This is a genomic window from Pseudomonas folii (assembly GCF_014357575.1).
In the GTDB taxonomy this organism is placed as follows: Bacteria; Pseudomonadota; Gammaproteobacteria; order Pseudomonadales; family Pseudomonadaceae; genus Aquipseudomonas; species Aquipseudomonas folii.
Window position 1 is genome coordinate 1 of sequence record NZ_JACONW010000037.1, and the last position, 21,880, is coordinate 21,880.

A 21,880-nucleotide genomic window follows, 5' to 3' on the forward strand; every position below is an offset into this window, starting at 1 on the left:
CCACATGAAACCGAGTCTGCTGCGCGAAAGTGCGGGGCCTAAAGGGCCGGCTCACGTCTACAGGGGGCTTGTGTGGGCTGGGCTGCTTGCAACTCTGCTGGCCACTCCGGCATTCGCAGCCCCTCTGCCAGAGCTGGTGCTGGTTTCAGAGCATCCCGTAGACAGTATGGTCGGCGGCAACCTGTCAGGACTGGCGATGTGCGGCGGTCAACTGTGGGCCATTTCGGATCGAGACGACGACCTGCTCTACCGCATGGACATGACGAAAACCGTCTGGCAGTCCCGGTCGGAGAAGATTGATATACCGCCTGCGCTGGAGAGTGACTTACCGGCCAACTTGCGTTCGCTGGCCAAGCTATCGTCATTAGTACGCGGCGGCAGCCTGGATTTCGAGGGCATCAGTTGCGATGCAGCTGGCAATAAATACGTCGTCAGCGAAGCATATGCCGAGGTGCTCAAGGTACCTGTGGAAGGACCGCCGGCCTGGCTGAAATTGCCCACCGAGCTGGTCGCACAGGCCCGGGCCAAGGGCATGTTGCAACACTTCAACGCTATTTTCGAAGGCTTGGCTGTCAGCCCGCAGGGAGATCGCTTGTGGCTGGCTGCCGAGCGTGAGCAACGCGGTTTACTGGTAGTCAATCGCGAGGCGAATGCCTGGCGCTGCAAAGGCAGTTGCGTATTGCGGACTGAACCCGGCAAGGACGTGTTACCGCCTCAGGTGGGTGGCAAATCGGTATCCCGTGATTTCGCGGATCTGTCACTGTTCAACGGCAAGCTGTTTACGTTGGAGCGTTCGGCTTACCGCATCTGTCGGCGCGAACTGGAAACCGGCAAGACCGAGCAGTGCTGGTCGTTCGCTAAAGAAGCACTGATGCCGCATCGACTTTACGATCAGGCGTTCGGTCTGACTGAAGCACTGGTCGTCGATGAGACGGGAGCCTGGATCGGCGTCGACAACAATTTTGGCAAGCGCGCCGATGGCGAGGAACGCCCGATCGTCTGGCGCTTCGCGGCTCCGGCGGGTGGCTGGAGTGCTGAACCGTGAGTCAGCAGCCTCCCGGCAAACGGGCGGGAAAGGTCCTGATGATCGTCGCCTGGGCGGCGGGGCTGTTTCTGGCGACGCGCTTTTTTGGCGAGTGGGAAGACAAACAGGAAAATCCCAACACCGTGGTCACTTCGCAGCACGGTGATGGTTACGTCGAAGTGCAATTGGTGGGCAATCGTCAGGGGCACTTTGTCAGCACTGGAAAGATCAACGATCATCTCGTGCAGTTTTTGCTGGATACCGGGGCCACTGATGTGGCTGTTCCGGGCGAGGTGGCCGACACCTTGCAGTTGCAGCGCGGTGCGCCGGTTTGGGTCAACACTGCCAATGGTCGCAGCGAAGGCTTTCGGACTTCCATCGAGCGCCTGCAATTGGGCGATATCGTCCTGCACAACGTGCGCGCTCTGGTGGTGCCCGGTCTGGACGGAGAACAAGTGCTGCTGGGTATGAGCGCAATGAAACAACTCGAATTCACTCAGCGCGGCGGCACCATGCTGCTGCGTCAGACCACGAAATAATGAGGCACGCATGAGCGACTCCCTTGACCTCAGCCTGGATGGTGTAGAACGCCGGTCACTGGCTGACTTCACCGAACAGGCCTACCTCAACTACTCCATGTACGTGATCATGGACCGTGCCTTGCCGCATATCGGCGACGGCCTCAAGCCCGTGCAGCGACGCATTGTCTACGCGATGAGCGAGCTGGGCCTTGACGCTGACTCCAAGCACAAGAAGTCGGCGCGTACCGTCGGTGACGTACTCGGCAAGTTTCACCCCCATGGTGATTCGGCCTGTTATGAAGCCATGGTGCTCATGGCCCAGCCGTTCAGCTACCGCTACACGCTGGTAGACGGGCAGGGCAACTGGGGGGCGCCGGATGATCCGAAATCCTTCGCGGCCATGCGTTACACCGAAGCGCGCCTGTCGCGTTACTCCGAAGTACTGCTTAGCGAACTGGGGCAGGGCACCGCGGACTGGGTACCGAACTTCGATGGCACTCTCGACGAACCGGCGGTCTTGCCTGCACGTTTGCCGAATATCCTGCTCAATGGCACCACCGGTATTGCCGTGGGTATGGCCACTGACGTGCCGCCGCACAACCTGCGTGAAGTCGCAACGGCGTGTGTTCGTCTGCTGGATGAGCCGAAAGCCACTGTCGAGCAGTTGGTTGAACACATTCAGGGCCCGGATTACCCCACCGAAGCAGAGATCATCACCCCGCGTGCCGACCTGCTGAAAATGTACGAAACCGGCAAGGGTTCGGTGCGGATGCGAGCTGTGTACCACGTGGAAGATGGCGACATCATTGTCACGTCTTTGCCGCATCAGGTTTCCGGTGCCAAGGTGATGGAGCAGATCGCTGCGCTGATGCAGGCCAAGCCTTCCAAGGCACCGCAGGTTGCCGATCTGCGGGATGAGTCGGACCACGAAAATCCTTGCCGCATCGTGATCATCCCGGTGAACAGCCGGGTCGATCACGAAGCGCTGATGCAGCATTTGTTCGCCAGCACCGATCTGGAGTCCAGCTACCGGGTCAACATCAACATCATCGGTCTGGACGGCAAGCCGCAGTTGAAGAACCTGCGGGCGTTGCTGGTGGAATGGCTGGAGTTCCGTGTCCGCACGGTGCGCCGTCGTTTGCAATTCCGCCTCGACAAGGTTGAGCGTCGTCTGCACCTGTTGGACGGTTTGTTGATCGCCTACCTCAATCTGGATGAAGTGATCCACATCATCCGCACCGAGGAGCACCCACGGGCCAGGCTGATCGAACGCTTCGAGCTGAGCGAAATCCAGGCTGACTACATTCTGGACACCCGCCTGCGGCAGTTGGCGCGTCTCGAAGAGATGAAGCTGCGTAACGAGCAGGATGAGCTGAACAAAGAGCGGACTAAATTACTGGCACTGCTGGGCAGCGAAGCCAAGCTGAAGAAACTGGTCCGCACCGAGCTGCTTAAAGACGCCGAAACCTATGGCGACGACCGCCGCTCGCCTATCGTGGAGCGTGCTGAAGCCAAGGCCATGACCGAGCATGACCTGCTGCCGAATGAGAAAGTGACCGTCGTACTGTCGGAAAAAGGCTGGGTACGCTCTGCCAAAGGCCATGACATTGATGCGACCGGCCTTTCCTACAAGGCGGGGGATGGCTTCCAGACGGCTGCAATGGGCCGCTCCAATCAATACGCGGTGTTTATCGACTCTACGGGGCGCAGCTATTCATTGGCGGCGCACACCTTGCCATCGGCGCGAGGGCAGGGCGAACCGTTGACCGGCAAGCTCCAGCCGCCGCCAGGCGCAACGTTTGAATGTGTGCTGCTGCCTGAAGATGACGCGCTTTATGTGATTGCTTCGGACGCGGGCTATGGCTTTGTGGTCAAGGGCGAGGATCTGCAGGCCAAGAACAAGGCTGGCAAAGCGCTGTTGAGCCTGCCGAAAGGGGCCAAGGTGATGCAGCCGCGACCAGTGGCCGACCGGGAGCAGAACTGGCTCGCTGCTGTTACCACTGAAGGACGTCTGCTGATCTTCAAAATCAGTGACCTTCCGCAGTTGAGCAAAGGCAAGGGCAACAAGATCATCGGAATTCCGGGTGATCGGGTGGCCAGTCGTGAAGAATATGTGACTGATGTCGCCGTCATCCCGCAAGGAGCGACGCTGGTCTTGCAGGCAGGCAAACGCAACCTGTCACTCAAACCTGATGATCTGGAACATTACAAGGGGGAGCGTGGGCGTCGGGGCAATAAGCTGCCGCGGGGCTTTCAGAGGGTTGATGCGCTTTTGGTAGAAAACGCCTCTTAATCCTGTTTTAGAGCTATCGGTCTTCGTTTTGCCACGAAGATCGACGCATAATCGCTGGAGTCATGACGCATATTCACGGATGATATGACGTCTCGAGGCGCAAGCGTGGCTGAATGCCTGCACGATTTCTGTTGAGTTATACACTGTGGCTTGCTTGACGGCGGCCACCTGGATGGGACGATGAATCTTCTACGCCTTCCCTTTGTTTTGTTGATGACCGGTATTTTGGGTCTGGCTGGTTGCAGTGTGAACCAACCGACCTCGCTTTATCAGCTCGACAGCGGTACACCGGGGCAACCTACGCATAATAAGGGCCTGGCTGTTTTACTTGGGCCAGTCTCAGTGGCGGATTACCTGCAGCGCGAGACTCTGTTGCAGCGTCAGCCTGACGGTAGCCTGACCGCTTCGACCGACGGTCGTTGGGCAGGTAGCCTGTCTTCGGATATCGATCAACTGCTGCTGCGCCAATTGGCGTGGAAGCTGGACAGCCAGCGGGTCGTGCTGGCTCCTGCTGCGGCGAACTTCACCCCTGATGTGCAGGTGGTGTTGTCTATCAGCCGTCTGGACTCGGGCGCGAAGCAGCCAGCGATTCTCGATGCCCAATGGCGTCTGGTGGACCGCAAAGGCAATGTTCGTGACAGCCGGATTGTGCACCTTGAAGAACTCCATGCGGGGACTTCTGCCGATCAGGTGCGTGCTCAGGGTTTGCTGCTTCAGCGACTGGCGGATCAGGTGAGTTCTGCGGTCAAGCCGATTTCCTGGCAGCCTGTGGAGGAGCCGAAGAAAGCCCCGGTAGCTCGCGCCAAAGAGCCTGATAAACCAAAGATTCCAATGGCTTCCCCCATACGCACTGATCTGGAAGTGTTCCGCTTCTAGGATTGGCGCAAAAAAAAAGCCCGCAGCGATGCGGGCTTTTTCGTGGGCTGCTATCTGGAATTTCCTGTAGGAGCTGCCGAAGGCTGCGAATGGCGGTATTTCAGCCAAATCGCTTTCGCAGCCTTCGGCAGCTCCTACAGGTTTTACAGTTTTTCAGAACCATCCGTGATTTGGTCAAAGTTGCCCAAGGCCATCAATCGCGGTGCTCTTGCGCGCCTACAGGTCAGGGTAGGAGCGTATACGGGATCACCCCTTGCGTGCCGTCTCATGCATGCGCGCCAGCTGGCGTTCAAGCATCGAAGGGTAGGGCTCCATCAGACGCTCTACGCAGCAAGCGCCTTCAGGGCTTGCAATCGGACGGATGCGCGCGCGTTGGCGGATCAGTGCGTCGTCGTTGATCTTGCGCTCTACCAGCAACAGGTTGCGGCTGTGTTGCGACAAGGCCAAGGCATCCTGTGCGGTTTCAGTCAGCAGCAGGTCGATCTGACTCAGGCCTGCCAGACCTTCACCCAGCGTCAGGCCCAGCTGCAATTGCAGGGTGATGCCGCTGTCTGCGACCTCGATCTGCAATGCATGGCTCAAGGCACGTAACAGCTCGCCGCAACAAATAGCATTGGTGAGGTAATCGTCACCGCTTTCCTGGCTGTGGAACAGCATCAATGTGCTGCCATCGTTCAGGGTGTGCAGCTCGCCTTCGTACAGCGACGAAGCCTGATCCAGACAATCGCGATAACGTTGCAGCAACTCCGTCAGGCGGGCTCTGGGCAAGCGACGCAGTTGATCCTGCGAGCCGAGCTGCACGGCCAGCACGGCGCTGGGTTGCGGGGTGCCTGGAGCCACCGCTCTGCTGACCTGAGGCGCAGCGCTGGAATTGTCGCGCAGGTCGGCAAACGGGTCTTCCTCGTCTTCTTCATCCTCCTCGGCCACCAGACGGCGCTGTACGGGCGGCGCAGGCAAGCGTGGTTTGGGCGCCTCGTCAAAACCTGGCTCACGGGCGGAGCGGCCTTTGGCGGCGGGCTCTACGACGTCGTCTTCAGCATAATGATCGTCCGACTCGTCCTCGACATATTCGGGCTCTGGTTCGGGCTCCGGTTCCGGCATCGGCGGCGCGAAGGACGTGCGCAGCTGGCGGGCCAGATCACCGATTTCATCCTGGCGTTCGACGGCCGGGGTGTACGGATCGATATCACGCAGCCAGATCCGCAATTGCAGCAGCGGCGTGGAAATGTGTCGCCCCAGACGCAGACTCAGTGCCAAAGCGAGCGCCAGCAGGATTCCCGCGAGGATGCCCATGCTTTGCAGGCTGATGGTCATCGGCTGCTGGAATTGGGACATGTCCAGGCTGATACGCAGATGCCCGGCCATTGTGTCCTGGAAGGTGATCTTGATTTCGTAAAGCCCTTCGGCCTCGCCAAGCAGACCGTTTTTCGGGCGCTGACCGGCTTCCGCAAGGATACGATTGTCCACGCTGTAAATCGCGGCATGCGCCACCAGCGGGTTCTTCACCAGATTACCCAGCAGCACGTTGAGGCTGAGGATGTCGTTGGACACCAGCAGCTCCGTGGCGGAGGTCGCAGTTTGCGTGGTGAGTGCCTGCCCCAGTGCGTCGGCCTGCTCATGCATGGCCTGCTTGAACTGCAAACCCATCACGCCGGCGTAGATCATCAGCGCCAGGGAGACGAGGATCACGTTGTGGCTGGCGATGCGCAATGCAATCGGTACACGGCGATGACGCAGTGCACGGAAGATCAGCAGGAAGAAATTATCAGTTTTAACAGGCGTGGGCCGGTTCACAGAGCACGGCTCTTTCGAAGAAGTTGCCGCGCAGTATAACGACCGACCCAGTGGCGGCAAAGCGCTGCCTTCGCCCGATGGTCACTGAATGTGGTTAGAATGCGGTTTTTTTCCACTGCTGGGGTGTCCCTTGCGCGAAATCGTCCTGATTAACATCACCGGTGAAGATCGTCCCGGTCTCACTGCGACCATCACTGGCGTGCTTGCCAAAGGTGGCGTGAGCATCCTTGATATTGGCCAGGCGGTGATTCACGACGTCATGTCGTTCGGCATTCTTGTCGAAATGCCCGACCCTGAACAGGGGGCTTCGGTCCTTGCGGACATTCACTCGGCCGCGCATTCGCTGGATCAGCAGGTGCGCATTACGCCGGTGTCTGAAGCGGACTATCAGAAGTGGGTCAACGATCAGGGCAGCGCACGACATATCGTGACATTGCTGACCCGCAAAATCACTGCCGAGCAATTGCAGCGTGTCAGCGCCATCACGGCGCAACATGGCCTGAACATTGACAAGATTGATCGTTTGTCCAGACGCATGCCGCTGGATGCTCCAACTGACCAGGGCAAGGGTTGCGTAGAGTTTTCCGTGCGTGGTGAGCCCGATGATGCCAAGGCCTTGCAGGCTGAATTCCTGCAGGTTGCTCAAGAATTGAATGTGGACATTGCTTTCCAGCAGGACTCGCTGTTCCGCCGTAACCGCCGTCTGGCGGTGTTCGACATGGACTCGACCCTGATCGAAGCCGAAGTGATCGATGAGTTGGCCAAGGCTCACGGGGTGGGCGATCGGGTTTCGGAAATCACCGAGCGCGCCATGCGTGGCGAACTGGACTTCAGTGCCAGCTTCAAAGAGCGTCTTGCATTGCTCAAAGGTCTGGATGTCAGCGTGCTGGACGAGATTGGTGCTTCGTTGCGATTGACCGAAGGGACTGAAGTTCTTTTTGCCGAACTCAAACGTCTGGGCTACAAAACGGCGATTCTGTCCGGCGGCTTTACTTATTTTGCCAAGCAGTTGCAGGCCAGACTCGGTATCGACTATGTCTTCGCCAATGAGCTGGAAGTCGTTGATGGCAAGTGCACAGGCGTGGCCGTCGAACCTATCGTCAATGCCCAGCGCAAGGCCGATTTGTTGCGTGAGCTGGCGGCGAAGGAAGGTTTGAGCCTTGAGCAGACCATCGCGGTGGGCGACGGCGCCAATGATTTGCCGATGCTGGCCATCGCGGGCCTGGGCGTCGCGTTTCGCGCCAAGCCGCTGGTAAAACAGTCAGCCCGGCAGGCGATTTCGACCCTGGGTCTGGATGGCGTGCTGTATCTGTTGGGGGTAAGGGAGCGAGAAGGTCGCGGCTGAATAAGCGCTTTTCCAAAGCTAACCATGATCCTGTATGGACTGCCGAAGCGCTGCGATAGCGGTGTCTCAGATGACCCTGCCTTCGAAGCCTTCGGCGGCTCTTACAGAAATTACAGCGACGACCACAACGAATCGAATTCCTGCTCTGCTTTCGGCGTGTCACCGCCCGTTTGCCCCGGCAGTTCGAAGGTTTCGTACTCGAACTGGTTGTAGCTGCCGCTGCTGGTGCGTTGATTGCCCAGCAGGCCGCTGTGTTCTTCTCCGGAAATATTGATCATCACGTTATTGCCTTCTTTAAAGGGCAAGCGTGGTGCCAGTATGGTGGCTGGTTGTTCAATCGCGCGAATTTCCGGTAGCAGCAAAGAGCGCATGTAAGGGCTGTTCAGTTCAGGCCGGACGACCTGCAAGCCGCAAGGCTGGGCAAACGGCGCGATCAGCTCGATACCCATTTGTGTGCCGCCGCTGCGCACCTGGCGTACCCAGCGCACGACAGCAACACTCCAGCCCTGACCGGCATCATCCTGAATCCCGACCAACTCTCCGGCCTGCAATTGCTGCGGCACTTCTTTTGGCCATGCGAGGCAATAGCCGCCAGGGCTGTGGTTGACGATGTTCAGGTCAAAGGTCGGGAACGTCTGCTGAGCGTTCGACGCCGCGTCGCCGCCGTCCGCGTCAGGCTGTTCATACTGGATTTCTTCATAAGGCAGCATCAGCGCCGAGGTGTTGCCGCGCTGGGTATCAAAAGCACTGGCCCAAGGGTCGTCAGCTTTGTCGTCTACCATTTGCAGGCTGAACTCGGCGGCTTTGGTGGCCGGGACTTGCAACATGTCACTGAAAGAGCGTTTGCCGCCGAGGTAGAAATGCAGTGCACTCATGCCTATGCACAGGCTCAGGGTGCCTTGGCCGGGCGTGCGCTGAAAGGTTCGCTCAGCGACATCGCCCCAGGCGGCTGCCAGATGCTCCAACAAGTCAGGGGGGAAGCCCTGGGGGACCAACAGTGGTGATTGCGCCCGCTGATCTACAGGGGTTTCCAGGTAGCGGGTGATCATCGCCGCTAACGCCTGAGTGTTAAGGCCCAGCAGAGTAGGGTGCTGGTCTTCCGGAAACAGTGACTTATAGAGAGGCGGTTTGTCCTGTCTGGCTGACAGCGCGTACAGGCTGCTGTCGTCTGTCGGTGACTGCAGCCGGACAAACGGGCTCCAGGCATCCAGCACGTCGGCAAGACGACCGATGTTGAGCTGACGCATCTGGTTGCAGCGCGAGCAGCCCATCAGTAACGCAATGGTGTAAGTCTGCTCCACCGTCAGCGAACGGGCGTGGACAGCCTGTTCATCGGCAACCGGCAGATTCTGCAATTGATGTTCGCAGGCAATTTTATAGATCGTGTGCAGCTCGAGCCACAGGCCTTCCTGCACAGGACAGTACAGTTGATTGGCGCGAATCAGCGGGCCGTTCAGGCACTGGAGCGCCCGTTGCAGTGCAGTGGTCAGTAGCGGGATGCGGTCCCGGCTGAGTCTTGAACTGACTCGCTCGATGATCAGCTTATAGCCAACCGCCAGGTGGTTTTGCAGCGCCTGGCAAAGATTGGCGACTTTGCGCGGACGCTCGTCGAGCACCACGGCCTGATTGAGAAAGTGGCGTTCCAGATGCTTACAGACGAAATGCACTTCGGGGCGCAGCAGTTCAAGCAGTTGCAGGCGATTGTCACTGGGCGTCAGCAGTTGATTGAGTTCAGTCAGGCCCTGATATAGCTGACGAGCCGTTTCACCCAGGTTTGCTTTAGGCAGCGTTGATATCCAACGCTTGAGATCCTTGGGCGTCGCTTCACAGAATGTCAGGCTCGACTGCGTTGGCGCGGGAACACGCAACAACACAGGAAGGCTCAAATTACTCATGTGAAAGGCTAACTCCAACTGCCCGCTCGGGACCGAGCGGCTGCTTTGAATCGATGCAGCGATAACAGTTCCCGGCGGGGGCCGAAATCTACATCAATAAAATGCAAAATTTCCGACAGGGCCGGTGTTGGGACTCTAGCAGCATCAGCCAATAGTCGCAGCACCTCAGACGAATCTATCGGTGTAGGCTCAAGCGAAAACAGCAATGGTACAGCCATCAAAGGATAAATAGTGGCACACGGTGCCACTATTTACTGTTTCAAACCTGTACGGGCAACGCCAGGGCCTGACCCATGCGAACTGGTGAGGTCGCAGTGAGTTGCTCGGCCCACTTCACTTGCTCAGGGCCAAACAGGACTATGGCGGTGGAGCCCAGCTTGAAGCGGCCCATTTCTGCACCTTTCTCCAGATGGATCGGCGCACGTGCTGCTTCGTCGTAGCGGAACGTCCTCAGTTCGCGTTTTGGCGGCGTCACCAATCCGGCCCAGACCGTTTCGACGGAAGCAACGATCATCGCGCCAACCAGTACCAGGGCCATCGGTCCGCGCTCTGTGTCGAAGATGCAGACTACGCGCTCGTTACGGGCGAACAACTCAGGCACGTTTTCGGCTGTGGTCTGATTGACCGAGAAGATTCGGCCAGGCACATACACCATTTCACGCAAGGTACCAGCCAGCGGCATGTGCACGCGATGGTAGTCCTTGGGCGACAGGTAAACAGTCGCGAATTCGCCCCCCATGAACGGCGCCGACAACGCCGGGTCACCGCCCAGCAACTCCAGCACGCTGAAGCTATGGCCCTTGGCCTGGAAGATACGGCCCTGTTCGATGCGGCCCAGTTGGCTGATTGCGCCATCTGCCGGGCTCAGGATTGCACCCGGCGTTTCATCGAGGGGGCGGGCACCGGGTTTCAGAGCACGGGTGAAGAAGGCGTTGAAGTGCTCATAGGCGCTCAAGTCCTCGACCTGCGCTTCGGACATGTTGACCTGATAGCGACGGGCGAACCACGCGGTGAAGGCATTCTTGAACCAGCGCACGCGGCACTCGGCAACACAGCCAGCCAGACGTGACAGCAAATGATGCGGTAACAGGTACTGGCTGAGGATAAACAGACGCTCTTTCATCAAAATTCCTGAATGTAATGCTTTAAAGTGGACAGGGCTTCAGCGTTCGACTGGCGTATCGGGGTGGTTGCCCCATTCGCCCCAGGAGCCGGCATAGCCTTTGACCCGAGGGTAACCCAGTGCCTTGGCCACCAGATACGTGAAGCCCGACCGGTGGTGTGTCTGGCAGTGGGTAATGATTTCTTTATCTGCAGTGATGCCCAGGCTGTCGAGGATTTCTGCGATGTCTTCACGGATGCGCAGATCGCGCGCCTTATCCATGCCAGCAGTCCACTCGAAGTTGATCGCGCCTGGGATGTGTCCACCTTTGGCGGCGACGACTTTTTCGCCGGAATATTCAAGCGGGCCACGAGCGTCCCAGATTGCCAGATCGGCAGCGCCCAGGCGACTTTGCAAATACTCGCGTGTGGCAGTGGGTTCGTCATGCAGCTGCAGGTCAACCGGCCCGCCAGCCGAGGGGGGAACCGCTGTAGACAAGGGCAAGCCATCAGCCTGCCAGGCCAGCAGGCCGCCGTCGATATAGTGGTATTTGCTGTGGCCGATTACATCCAGTAACCAAATAAAGCGTCCGGCCCAGCCGCCGCCTTCGTCGTCGTAGACCACATACACCGCATCGGCGTTGTGACCCAGTTCGCCGAACAGCGCTTGCAGGTCTGCGTGGGCAGGTAGCAAACCCGGTGCTGGAGGCTGGCCCAACTGAGTACGTTTCGGATCGACGAAACGCGCGCCGGGTATGTGTCCGGCGTCATATCGGGCGCTACTGGTCAGATCCACCAGGATCAGTTCCGGAGCATCCAGGCGATCCTTCAGGTCGCTTGGCTCGATAACCAGCGGCAAGCCAGAGAAGACGGACATGTGCAGCCTCCAATTTAAAAAAGAGGCGAATTGTAGCCCAGCTGTCAGGCTTTGCGACTACTAAAGCTTGTCAGCGCCCGCTCGATGCATTGGCAGGTTTTACCGAAAGCCTGCACCGAGGTTTCCGAAAACTGCCCGCCGCCCTGATCTGCCACCACCAGCATCAACACCTTGTTGTTGCTGCTCAGAGACCGGATCAGCCAGTGTTTGCCTGGGAACAAAGCCCGCAGATTACCCGGCAGCAGCGCCGAGAATTGATCGATATTGGCGGGCGTCATGCGGAGCTGGGTGGGCTGAGCCAACAGACGTTGCAATACGGTGCTTTCCTTTATAGAGAGCGCCAGCGACGTCGTTTCAGCTCTCAAACCGGCAATCTGATGGACACGCAGCTGGGTACCGGTCTTGTCTGCCATCAGCAACATCACACGTTCCATGCCGCAGGAAACCAGAGCGTCCCGCGCCGTGGTGGTCAAGTGCATGGCGTTACTGAAGGGGCTCGGGTTGGCGAGCAAGTCGGCGCACAGTTTGCGCCAGCTCTGCAAGGCATCGGGCGAGGGTGGCGGCGCTGCTTGCAGCTTGCTGTGAATCCGGCGGGTTGCCCACGGCCAGATCAGCGCTTCGGCCGGGTGCCACAGGCTTGGGTCATTATGGTTGCGAGCGCTGCTGACTGCGTTCTGATGGGCCTGCTGCTGCACGCTGTCCATGGATTGCTGCAAGTACAGGCTGCTCAGTAACTCCCAGCGCAGGCAGTGCGGGCTGTCCCATGCCTGTTGAGCGGCCAGCGCCAGGCCGTTGCCCAGCAGTACGGTATTGGCGGGTTGATTGAACCAGCGACGCAGGTTCGGATCGGCGTCCATCAATTGCTGCTGTTGCAATGGATCGTCATTAGCCCGCGCAATATGCAGCGCCTTGACCAATTGGCGTCGTTCGCTGATCAGCAGCTTGTAGCCTTGAGTCACCCATAAAGGCAGGCGCCACAAGGTGGCCAATTGCATGCAGAGCTCCAGCAGACTGACGCCAAACAGCTTTTTCTCCACTGCCCGGGAAGACTCACCTTTGTGGATAACCCGCAGTTCCCATTCTTCCAGCAATTTCGGGTGCGCCAGCGCTATTGGCCACAGCGGTGCCAGAAACAACAGGCTGCCCAGGTGGATATCCTGCCAGAGCCGCGCCAGGCGAGCCGCGAACAGTCCGTTGGCCTGCTGCGTAGCGTGCTGACTGATCAGTAGCAACTGGCGGAACGTGGCCGGAATCTTCTCGTTTTCCAGAGCGGGCAGGCGATTGAGCAGCACTTCGGTGCGCCCCAGGCCCAGACGAGTGATCGCCACTTCGAGGCTTTCAGCAGGTTCGGTCAAACCAGTGCTTTGATGATTGGCTTCGCGCATCACGCTCAGGACCAGCGCCGGGCTGTCCTGCATCATGTCGGCGATGTCACGCAGGGAGCGGCGGCTATCATTCAGTGCGCTACGAACCTTATTGTGGCTGGGCAGAGGGACCGGCAATGCAATGCTGTCCAATTGCTTGAGCCACGCATCGAGCGTGTTCGGGACGGGAAGCTGTGGCGACGTTTCTGGAGGCATGCATCATGGCCCGTGCGACTGAAAATGTAGGCAGTGGACACTGCGAAATCAATGGGTAAGACCCTAATTTACGGGCCCCCGTTCACCGGTCAACTGGCTTTTCGATTTTTCTGGCTACAGTCTGGCCCACATATGCCGATAAGTAGAACAAGAGTTTCAAGAACTTCCGCGCATGTCCCTGAACCCGACTCAGTAAGTACTTTCTACCTATGGCTAAAATTATCGGCATCATCGTCGTCTTCGCGAGTGTTCTCGCAGGCTACGTACTTTCTCACGGTAAGATTGGCGCGCTGATCCAGCCTTTCGAGGTGTTGATCATCGGTGGTGCCTGTCTGGGCGCATTTCTGCAAGCCAACCCAGGCTACATGACCATGCACGTCATGAAGAAGTCGCTGAAGATGTTCGGTACGCGCTTCACGCACGCCTTCTATCTTGAAGTGCTGGGTCTGGTGTACGAGATCCTCAACAAGAGCCGCCGTGAAGGCATGATGGCGATTGAAGGGGACATCGAAGACGCTTCGGCGAGCCCGATTTTCGCCAAGTATCCCGGCGTGCTGAAAGACGAGCGCATGACGGCTTATATCTGTGATTACCTGCGTATCATGTCATCCGGCAACATGGCTCCTCACGAGCTGGAAGGCCTGTTTGACATGGAGCTGCAGAGCATCAAGGAAGAGCTGGGTCATCCATCCCACGCCGTAACCGGTATCGCCGACGGCCTGCCCGGTTTCGGTATTGTGGCGGCAGTACTCGGCATCGTGATTACCATGGCTTCCCTGGGTGACGGCGACAAGGCTGCCATTGGTAACCACGTGGGTGCTGCGCTGGTGGGTACCTTCCTGGGTATTATTGCCGCTTACGGTTTCTTCGGTCCTCTGGCGAGCTGCCTTGCCCACGATGCCAAAGAAGAGCTCAATGTCTATGAGGCCATCAAGGCGTCGCTGGTGGCATCGGCCTCCGGTATGCCTCCTTCGCTGGCTGTCGAGTTTGGCCGCAAGGTTCTCTATCCGGCACACCGGCCCAGCTTCAGTGAGCTGGAACAAGCGGTTCGCGGTCGCTGAGTCATGGAAAATAATCAGCCGATAATCATCAAGCGCGTAAAGCGCTATGAAGCCGGTCACCACGGTGGCGCCTGGAAAATCGCCTTCGCGGACTTTGCAACCGCCATGATGGCGTTCTTTCTGGTGCTCTGGCTGCTGTCTGCGGCAACCCCGGAGCAGTTAGTCGCTATCGCCGGTTACTTTAAAGACCCGGTCGGGTTCTCGGACAGTGGTTCGCCCTACGTGATTGATCTGGGTGGATCGCCGGAAATGTCGCCTGATCAGACCTTGAACCCGGAAATCAAGAACACCCCGACACCAGACACTGTGCCAATCGAAGCCGAGACGGCGGAGGCCAAGGCGGAAGAGGTCGAGCAAGAGCGTCTGGAGTTGTTGCTCCAGGAGTTGCAGAACAAGATCGAAGAGAATCCTGAACTGCTGAAATTCAAGGACCAGATCCATTTCGAGATTACTCAGGATGGTCTGCGGATCCAGATTACAGACGCTGATAACCGGCCGATGTTCGACCTGGGCAGTGCGCGCCTCAAGCCCTATTTCGAAGACATTCTGCTGGCCATGGCCGATACCATCAAAGCAGTGCCGAACAAAATCAGCATCAGCGGGCACACAGATGGCAAGCCTTATGTGGGTAACGGCGAGTTCGGTAACTGGGAGCTTTCGGCTAATCGGGCCAACTCGGCACGTCGCGCTCTGGTTGCCGGCACCTACCCGGAAAACCAGGTGGCGCGGGTAGTCGGCTATGCGTCGTCGATGCTGTATGACGGCGAGCATCCGCAAAGCCCGGTCAACCGGCGCATCGATATCATGGTCCTGACCAAGAAGGCCATGCAGCGTATTGAAGGCAGTCAGGTTTACAGGGGCGGCCAGGGCAAAGCCACGGGCACTGAGCCTGCACCGGCTGCGCCAGTCAATCCTAGAATCCAGCCGCCGGATGATCCACAGGCCTACGCCCAGCCGCACGAGATTCGGCAAAAGCTGAACTTGTTCGAAGACGGCACGTTGAAGCTGGATGAGACGAAGAATTAAGGTCTAGCCACGAGCTACAAGCCTCAAGCTGCAAGTAAAAAGCCCGGACTCGTGAGAGTCCGGGCTTTTTTGTCGGCTGCAAATCTGTAGGAGCTGCCGAAGGCTGCGAAGGCATTCTTCCAGACAGTCCGCGATTCGCAGCCTGCGGCAGCTCCTGCAAGGCGCTGTTAGTAGCTGCTTTCCGGCAAGCTGGCGATGATCGAGCGATAGCTGTTCATACGCTGCTGTTGCACGCGGCCTTCTTCCAGCGCGATCAACAATGCACAGCCCGGTTCGCGGTCGTGTTTGCAATCGCGGAAGCGGCAGGTGCCGATCAGGTCGTTGAACTCGATGAAACCGGCTTCGACATCCGCACGGCTGACGTGGCCCAGACCGAATTCACGAATACCCGGGGAGTCGATCAAGTCGCCGCCACGGGGGAAGTGGAACAGGCGGGCAGTCGTCGTGGTGTGTGTACCTTGCCCGGACAACTCGGACAGCGGCCCGACACGGGTTTCGACTTCAGGCAGCAAGCTGTTGACCAGAGATGACTTGCCAACGCCAGACTGCCCGACAAACACGCTGATATGCCCGTCCAGTTGCGCTTGCAGTTGTTGCATGCCGTCGCCGTGGTGCGCGGAGACTTCCAGAACCGGATAACCCAGCGTCCGGTAAACCTCCAGCAACGCGTTGAGCGCCGGGGCGTTCTGCTCGTTGATCAGGTCGAACTTGTTCAACAGCAGCAACGGACGAATGCCCGCATGCTCGGCAGCCACCAGATAACGGTCGATCAGATTGGCATGAGGCTCCGGCATCGGCGCAAACACAATGACGATCAGATCGACGTTGGCGGCAACCGGCTTGAGTTGCCCGCGGCTGTCGGGACGGCACAGCTCAGTGGTGCGGGGCAATTGCGCGACGATAACGCCGATACCCTGATTGCCGGCGCGCCAGACGACGCGATCGCCGGTCACCAGTGCAGGCAGGTTTGCACGCAGGTGGCATCGGAAAACCTGACCCGCCTGGTCGCCTTCCTTCGCTTCTACTTCGACTTGTACGCCGAAGTGAGCGATCACGAGCCCGGTCTGCTCGGGGCCAAGATCGCCGCCCTCAAGTGTTTCCAGAGTTTGTGATTCGCGTTTGGCAGCACGCGCAGCGCGCTCGCCTTGAATTTTTTCGATGCGCCAGTTTTGACGACGATTGAGTTGGCGTTTGGCCATGGGTGTTCCGAGTGATAAAGCAGCTGATAAGTAAACGCGGGGGAGTCTAGCACGGCGGGGTGAGCTAAACTGCGTGCCTACGCTGAGGAGCCCAATATGCAGAACAAGCAGAACCTGATCTGGATCGATCTGGAAATGACCGGCCTGGACCCGGACATCGACGTCATCATTGAAATGGCGACGATCATCACTGACAGCGAACTCAACACCCTGGCTGAAGGCCCGGTCATCGCTGTGCACCAGAGCGATGAAACCCTGGCCGGAATGGACGAGTGGAACACCCGTCAGCACGGCGGTTCGGGCCTGACCCAGCGGGTACGCGAGAGTGTAATCAGCATGGCTGAAGCAGAAGCCCAGACGCTTGAATTCATCAAGCAATGGGTTCCGGAACGCAGTTCGCCGATCTGCGGCAACAGTATTTGCCAGGATCGTCGCTTCCTTTATCGGCACATGCCGACACTGGAGCACTACTTCCACTACCGCAATCTGGACGTTTCCACGCTCAAAGAGCTGGCCGCCCGCTGGTCGCCTGAGCTGAAGTTCCAGAAGGGCAGCACCCACCTGGCACTGGACGACATCCGCGAGTCGATCGCTGAGCTGCGGTTCTATCGCGAGCATTTCATTAAAGGCTAATGCTTACATCATTCCTGTAGGAGCTGCCGAAGGCTGCGATTGCGGCGTGTCAGATGCGACGGTTTCGCAGCCTTCGGCAGCTCCTACAGAAATTGGTTGTGATCGGTAATTTCGCTCTTTGCCCTCTTTTGGTGCTTGCCCTACACTGCGCGGCTTTGTCGCAGGGACCGCCGCCATGTTGTTGATGCTCTATCTGATTGCTATCACCGCTGAAGCCATGACCGGCGCGCTGTCTGCCGGGCGGCGGGGCATGGACTGGTTTGGCGTGGTATTGATCGCCTGCGTCACAGCCCTTGGCGGCGGTTCGGTGCGTGATGTGTTGCTTGGCCATTACCCGTTGACGTGGGTCAAACACCCCGAATACCTGATCCTGACCAGCGTCGCAGCCTTGCTGACCATCTTCATCGCGCCGTTGATGCGTCATCTGCGGTCGCTGTTTCTGGTGCTCGACGCGCTTGGTTTGGTGGCCTTTACTCTGATCGGTACGATGACCGCGCTGGAAGTCGGGACCGGCTTGCTGGTGGCCTCTGTCTGCGGCGTGATCACCGGCGTATTTGGCGGCATCCTGCGGGATATCTTCTGCAACGACATCCCCTTGGTATTCCGTCGCGAGCTGTACGCCAGCGTCTCATTCCTCGCAGCCTGGTGCTTTCTGCTTTGTCAGCACCTGCAATTGCCTGAAGAGCAGAGCATTCTGATTACACTGTTCGGCGGTCTGCTGCTGCGGCTAATGGCTATCCGGTTTAACTGGAACATGCCCAGGTTTGTCTACAAGGGTGATGAGCACTAACCGGTAGGAGCGAACTTGTTCGCGAGGATTTCTGTCAGGCGATACGAATTCATCGGTTGAGATAATTTCTCGCGAACAAGTTCGCTCCTACCCTTAAACCGTGTCGCCTCAAGCGCCTCCTGCACCGCGTAGAACTGGAATATGCCCTGTCTACAGGGGTGAGGAGCACTCACCGGTAGGAGCGAACTTGTTCGCGAGGATTTCTGTCAGGCGATACGAATTCATCGTTTGAAGTAATTTCTCGCGAACAAGTTCGCTCCTACCATTAATCGGTGCTGCCGCAACGCCCACTCCACATTCCTCGCAGCCTGGTGCTTTCTGATGTGTCAGCACCTGCAATTGCCTGAAGAGCAGAGCATTCTGCTGCGGTTAATGGCTATCCGGTTTAACTGGAACATGCCCAGGTTTGTCTACAAGGGTGATGAGCACTAACCGGTAGGAGCGAACTTGTTCGCGAGGATTTCTGTTAGGCGATACAAATTCATCGGTTGAGGTAATTTCTCGCGAACAAGTTCGCTCCTACCATTAATCGGTGCTGCCGCAACGCCCACTCCATATTCCTCGCAGCTTGGCGCTTTCTGCTGTGTCAGCACCTGCAATTGCCTGAAGAACAGAGCATTCTGCTGCGGCTAATGGCTATCCGCTTAACTGGAACATGCCCAGGTTTGTCTACAAGGGTGATGAACACTAACCGGTAGGAGCGAACTTGTTCGCGAGGATTTCTGTTAGGCGATACAAATTCATCGGTTGAGATAATTCATTAACCGCGGTGTCGGTGCTGCCGCAACGCCCACTCCACATGCTCCCTCACCAACTCCGACGGATACTCTCGTCTCGCCTCAAGCGCTTCAAGCACCGGAATCGTCGAAGGCGCATTGCCCAGCCCCACGGCCAGATTGCGCAACCAACGTTCGTAACCGGCGCGGCGTAGCGGTGACCCTTCGGTATTGCTGAGGAATTTATCCTCGTCCCACATGAACAACTCGGCCAGACCCGCGTTATCCAGATTGTGGCGTGGCTGGAAATCACTCTGGTCGGTGGGGCGGGCGAAACGGTTCCAGGGGCAAACGATCTGGCAGTCATCGCAACCGAACACCCGGTTGCCAATGAGCGGGCGTAGCTCCTCGGGGATGGCGGTTTTCAGTTCAATGGTCAGATAAGAAATGCAGCGCCTGGCATCCAGCACATAAGGCCCGACGAAGGCCGCGGTGGGGCAAATGTCCAGGCACGCAGTGCAGCGGCCGCAATGTTCGGTGGTGTGAGGCGGGTCTACGGGCAATGGCAGGTCGACAAACAGCTCACTCAGGAAAAAGAAACTTCCGGCTTTGCGATTGAGCACCAGCGTGTTCTTGCCAATCCAGCCAAGCCCGGCCTTTTCGGCAATGGCTTTTTCCAGCACCGGGGCGCTGTCAACAAAAGCGCGGTAGCCAAACGGGCCTATAGCTTGCTGGATGCGTTCGGCCAGTTGCTGCACACGCTTGCGGATCAACTTGTGATAGTCGCGACCCAGAGCGTAGCGGGATACGTAGGCTTTTTCCGGCTCAGTCAGACGCTGAGTCATCTCGGTGTCGCCGGGCAGGTAATCCATGCGCAACGAGACCACCCGCAAGGTGCCAGGCACCAGCTCTTCAGGGTGCGAACGTTTGCTGCCATGCGCTGCCATATAGTCCATCTCGCCGTGATAGCCCGCCTCTAGCCAGCGCTCAAGGTGTTGCTCATGTTCGGCGAGATCGAGCCCGGCAATCCCGACTTGCTGAAAACCCAGCTCGCGGCCCCACTCCTTGATCGATTGAACAAGGGTGACAAGGTCAACAGTATTGGGCGAATCAACAGTAATAACGGGCATGCGCAAGGAGAAACCGGGTGGAGGTGCGTATAATTCTGCCAGACATCGGAGCCAAGAAACGCATGGTCGACACGAATCCCCAATTACCCGACGCACTGTACAGCGCCGCGCAGGTCCGCGAACTGGACGCACAGCTCATTGCTGCGGGAACATGCGGCAGTGAATTGATGCAACGGGCCGCCCATGCGACGTGGCGCGCGCTGCGTCGACGCTGGCCCGAGGCGCGGGAATTGAGCGTACTGGCCGGGCGCGGCAACAACGCGGGCGACGGTTATCTGATCGCCGCTCTGGCGCGCAAAGCGGGCTGGGATGTTCAGGTGTTCAGCGTGGCCGATCCCGCTGCGCTGGTCGGCGATGCCGCTGACGCTTACAGCGCGGCTGTCGCTGCGGGTCTCAATGTTCAACCGTGGGCCGATCAACCTTTGCGCGGCATTGTGCTGGATGCGCTGCTGGGAACGGGCTTGAACGGTGACGTTCGCCAGCCCTACGCGGCGGCAATCGAATCGATTAATGCCAGTGGCTTGCCGGTCGTGGCGGTGGATATTCCCTCCGGGCTGAGCGCCGATACCGGACGTATTCTGGGTGTCGCGGTGCGAGCCGATCTGACGGTGACCTATATAGGCTTGAAGCTGGGTCTGTTGACCGGTGATGCGCCGGACCTGGTGGGCGAGTTGGTGTTTGACGACTTGCAGGCTGATCCGGCCGTCGTCTCCAGAGGCATTCGCAGCGCGACTCGCCTTGATACCTTTAATCTGCCGCGTCTGGCTGCGCGCCCTCGTACGGCTCATAAAGGCCTGTATGGCCGGGTGCTGGTCATTGGCGGCGATCATGGTTTCGGCGGGGCCTGCCTGCTGAGCGCTGAAAGTGCCTTGCGCAGTGGCGCGGGCATGGTCACGTTGGCGACCCGAGCCGAACACATTCCCGCTGCGTTGACTCGCATGCCCGAAGTGATGAGCGCGGCGATCCGTTCGGCTAACCAGTTGATGGCATTGATTGAGCCCGCCAGTGTTTTGGTGGTCGGCCCTGGCATGGGACAAGCCGCCTGGGGTCGCAGCTTGCTGTCAGCCGCCGCCAACGCTCAACGTCCCCAGGTGTGGGACGCCGATGCCCTTAACCAGTTGGCGCAAGGTTTTGTCTCGCTTCCCGAGGGCAGCGTCATTACCCCGCATCCCGGCGAAGCTGCACGCTTGCTGGGGATAACGACTAAACAAATCCAGGCTGACCGCCCTGCTGCCGCGCGAGCACTGGCCGATAAATACCAGGCGGTCTGCGTGTTGAAAGGCAGCGGTAGCCTGATCGCTGACGTCGACGGTCAGTTAATGCTCTGTGATCGCGGCCATCCGGCCATGGCGACTGCGGGTCTGGGCGACGTGCTCGCCGGGCTGGTCGGTGCGTTGATGGCGCAAAAAATGAAACCGTTCGATGCCGCGTGTCTGGCGGTCTGGTTGCATGCCAGCGCTGGACAGCAGGTCGGCGAAGCGGGCCGTGGGCTGGCGGCCAGTGATTTGATTCCAGCCATTCGTCAGTTATTGGAGGAGCAGCATCCGTGTCTGAGTTAACGCTGCATTTGGTCGGTGAAGAGGCCATGACCCAGTTTGGTGAGCGCATTGCCGAGGTCACTCGAGGGGTGGGCGTGATTTTTCTGGAAGGTGATCTGGGGGCAGGTAAAACCACGCTTTCCCGGGGCATCATCCGTGGCCTCGGGCATGAAGGCGCGGTCAAGAGCCCGACCTTCACCCTGGTCGAACCCTATGAAATTGGCTCGGTTCGCGTATTCCACTTCGACCTTTACCGGTTGGTTGACCCCGAGGAGCTGGAGTACCTCGGTATCCGCGATTACCTGGAAGGCGATGCACTTTGTTTGATCGAGTGGCCCCAGCTCGGTGCAGGCTTTTTGCCAAAGGCTGACCTGACCATTACCATTAGGCCGCATGCGCAAGGTCGAGCACTGACTTTGAGTCCAATTGGCTCGCGTGGCGAAACCTGGTGTGCCGCTTTGGCGTTGGAATTCAAATAGAT

General features: G+C 58.5%; 18 protein-coding genes and 1 pseudogene. 12 read left to right on the forward strand and 7 right to left on the reverse strand.

The annotated features are described in order from the left end of the window. Window positions 1-4 precede the first annotated feature (4 nt). The 4 genes from H8S59_RS10220 (at window position 5) to H8S59_RS10235 (ending at window position 4,714) form a co-directional block, all read left to right on the forward strand. On the forward strand, window positions 5-1,045 hold the full coding sequence (locus H8S59_RS10220) for an esterase-like activity of phytase family protein (RefSeq protein ID WP_187521354.1): 1,041 nt from the start codon (window positions 5-7) through the stop codon (window positions 1,043-1,045). Between the two features lie 38 nt (window positions 1,046-1,083). Then, the gene (locus H8S59_RS10225) at window positions 1,084-1,563 is read left to right on the forward strand and encodes a retropepsin-like aspartic protease family protein (protein WP_214658275.1); all 480 of its coding nucleotides are present in this window, start codon (window positions 1,084-1,086) and stop codon (window positions 1,561-1,563) included. Between the two features lie 10 nt (window positions 1,564-1,573). Beyond that, a complete protein-coding gene (gene parC, locus H8S59_RS10230) occupies window positions 1,574-3,838 on the forward strand; it encodes a DNA topoisomerase IV subunit A (RefSeq protein ID WP_187521338.1) in 2,265 nt (754 codons plus the stop codon). A gap of 180 nt (window positions 3,839-4,018) precedes the next feature. After that, window positions 4,019-4,714, forward strand: coding sequence for a PqiC family protein (locus H8S59_RS10235; protein WP_187521339.1), 696 nt, complete (start codon window positions 4,019-4,021; stop codon window positions 4,712-4,714). Between the two features lie 246 nt (window positions 4,715-4,960). On the opposite strand, the gene H8S59_RS10240 is transcribed toward H8S59_RS10235, so the two are convergent. Next, entirely contained in the window at window positions 4,961-6,508 is a 1,548-nt protein-coding gene (locus tag H8S59_RS10240; protein WP_187521340.1) for an AhpA/YtjB family protein, read from the reverse strand. A gap of 130 nt (window positions 6,509-6,638) precedes the next feature. Here H8S59_RS10240 and serB point away from each other — a divergent pair, with 130 nt between their 5' ends. Continuing rightward, window positions 6,639-7,853, forward strand: coding sequence for a phosphoserine phosphatase SerB (gene serB, locus H8S59_RS10245; RefSeq protein ID WP_214658271.1), 1,215 nt, complete (start codon window positions 6,639-6,641; stop codon window positions 7,851-7,853). A 110-nt stretch (window positions 7,854-7,963) separates the two neighbouring features. Here the strand turns inward: serB and H8S59_RS10250 are convergent, their stop codons facing one another. From H8S59_RS10250 to H8S59_RS10260, 4 genes are all read right to left on the reverse strand, one after another. Further along, entirely contained in the window at window positions 7,964-9,748 is a 1,785-nt protein-coding gene (locus H8S59_RS10250) for a molecular chaperone (RefSeq protein WP_187521342.1), read from the reverse strand. Between the two features lie 259 nt (window positions 9,749-10,007). Beyond that, complete coding sequence (asd, locus tag H8S59_RS26785) at window positions 10,008-10,877, reverse strand: archaetidylserine decarboxylase (protein WP_176469764.1); 870 nt, start codon at window positions 10,875-10,877, stop codon at window positions 10,008-10,010. A 33-nt stretch (window positions 10,878-10,910) separates the two neighbouring features. Continuing rightward, complete coding sequence (rhdA, locus tag H8S59_RS26790) at window positions 10,911-11,726, reverse strand: rhodanese-like domain-containing protein (protein WP_214658272.1); 816 nt, start codon at window positions 11,724-11,726, stop codon at window positions 10,911-10,913. A 44-nt stretch (window positions 11,727-11,770) separates the two neighbouring features. After that, window positions 11,771-13,306 (reverse strand): HDOD domain-containing protein, encoded by a 1,536-nt coding sequence (locus tag H8S59_RS10260; RefSeq protein ID WP_187521343.1) that lies wholly within the window; start codon window positions 13,304-13,306, stop codon window positions 11,771-11,773. 209 nt (window positions 13,307-13,515) lie between these two features. On the opposite strand from H8S59_RS10260, the gene motA reads away from it, so the two are divergent. Together motA and motB are read left to right on the forward strand one after the other, a co-directional pair. Next, entirely contained in the window at window positions 13,516-14,367 is an 852-nt protein-coding gene (gene motA / locus H8S59_RS10265) for a flagellar motor stator protein MotA (protein ID WP_027898819.1), read from the forward strand. Between the two features lie 3 nt (window positions 14,368-14,370). Then, complete coding sequence (gene motB, locus H8S59_RS10270) at window positions 14,371-15,393, forward strand: flagellar motor protein MotB (protein ID WP_095092352.1); 1,023 nt, start codon at window positions 14,371-14,373, stop codon at window positions 15,391-15,393. Window positions 15,394-15,560: 167 nt separating this feature from the next. Here motB and rsgA read toward each other — a convergent pair whose 3' ends face one another. Further along, on the reverse strand, window positions 15,561-16,592 hold the full coding sequence (gene rsgA / locus H8S59_RS10275) for a small ribosomal subunit biogenesis GTPase RsgA (RefSeq protein WP_027898821.1): 1,032 nt from the start codon (window positions 16,590-16,592) through the stop codon (window positions 15,561-15,563). 96 nt (window positions 16,593-16,688) lie between these two features. On the opposite strand from rsgA, the gene orn reads away from it, so the two are divergent. From orn to H8S59_RS26955, 3 genes and pseudogenes are all read left to right on the forward strand, one after another. Next, on the forward strand, window positions 16,689-17,225 hold the full coding sequence (gene orn, locus H8S59_RS10280) for an oligoribonuclease (protein ID WP_187521344.1): 537 nt from the start codon (window positions 16,689-16,691) through the stop codon (window positions 17,223-17,225). 175 nt (window positions 17,226-17,400) lie between these two features. Next, on the forward strand, window positions 17,401-18,015 hold the full coding sequence (locus H8S59_RS10285) for a trimeric intracellular cation channel family protein (protein ID WP_095092350.1): 615 nt from the start codon (window positions 17,401-17,403) through the stop codon (window positions 18,013-18,015). 285 nt (window positions 18,016-18,300) lie between these two features. Further along, window positions 18,301-18,447, forward strand: a pseudogene (locus H8S59_RS26955) (trimeric intracellular cation channel family protein); the annotation flags it as partial. A 328-nt stretch (window positions 18,448-18,775) separates the two neighbouring features. Here the strand turns inward: H8S59_RS26955 and queG are convergent. Further along, the gene (gene queG, locus H8S59_RS10290; protein ID WP_187521345.1) at window positions 18,776-19,861 is read right to left on the reverse strand and encodes a tRNA epoxyqueuosine(34) reductase QueG; all 1,086 of its coding nucleotides are present in this window, start codon (window positions 19,859-19,861) and stop codon (window positions 18,776-18,778) included. Between the two features lie 62 nt (window positions 19,862-19,923). Here queG and H8S59_RS10295 point away from each other — a divergent pair, with 62 nt between their 5' ends. Beyond that, complete coding sequence (locus tag H8S59_RS10295) at window positions 19,924-21,420, forward strand: NAD(P)H-hydrate dehydratase (protein ID WP_187521355.1); 1,497 nt, start codon at window positions 19,924-19,926, stop codon at window positions 21,418-21,420. Next, window positions 21,408-21,878, forward strand: coding sequence for a tRNA (adenosine(37)-N6)-threonylcarbamoyltransferase complex ATPase subunit type 1 TsaE (gene tsaE, locus H8S59_RS10300; RefSeq protein ID WP_187521346.1), 471 nt, complete (start codon window positions 21,408-21,410; stop codon window positions 21,876-21,878). The genes H8S59_RS10295 and tsaE overlap by 13 nt, the downstream gene beginning before the upstream one ends. Window positions 21,879-21,880 lie beyond the last annotated feature (2 nt).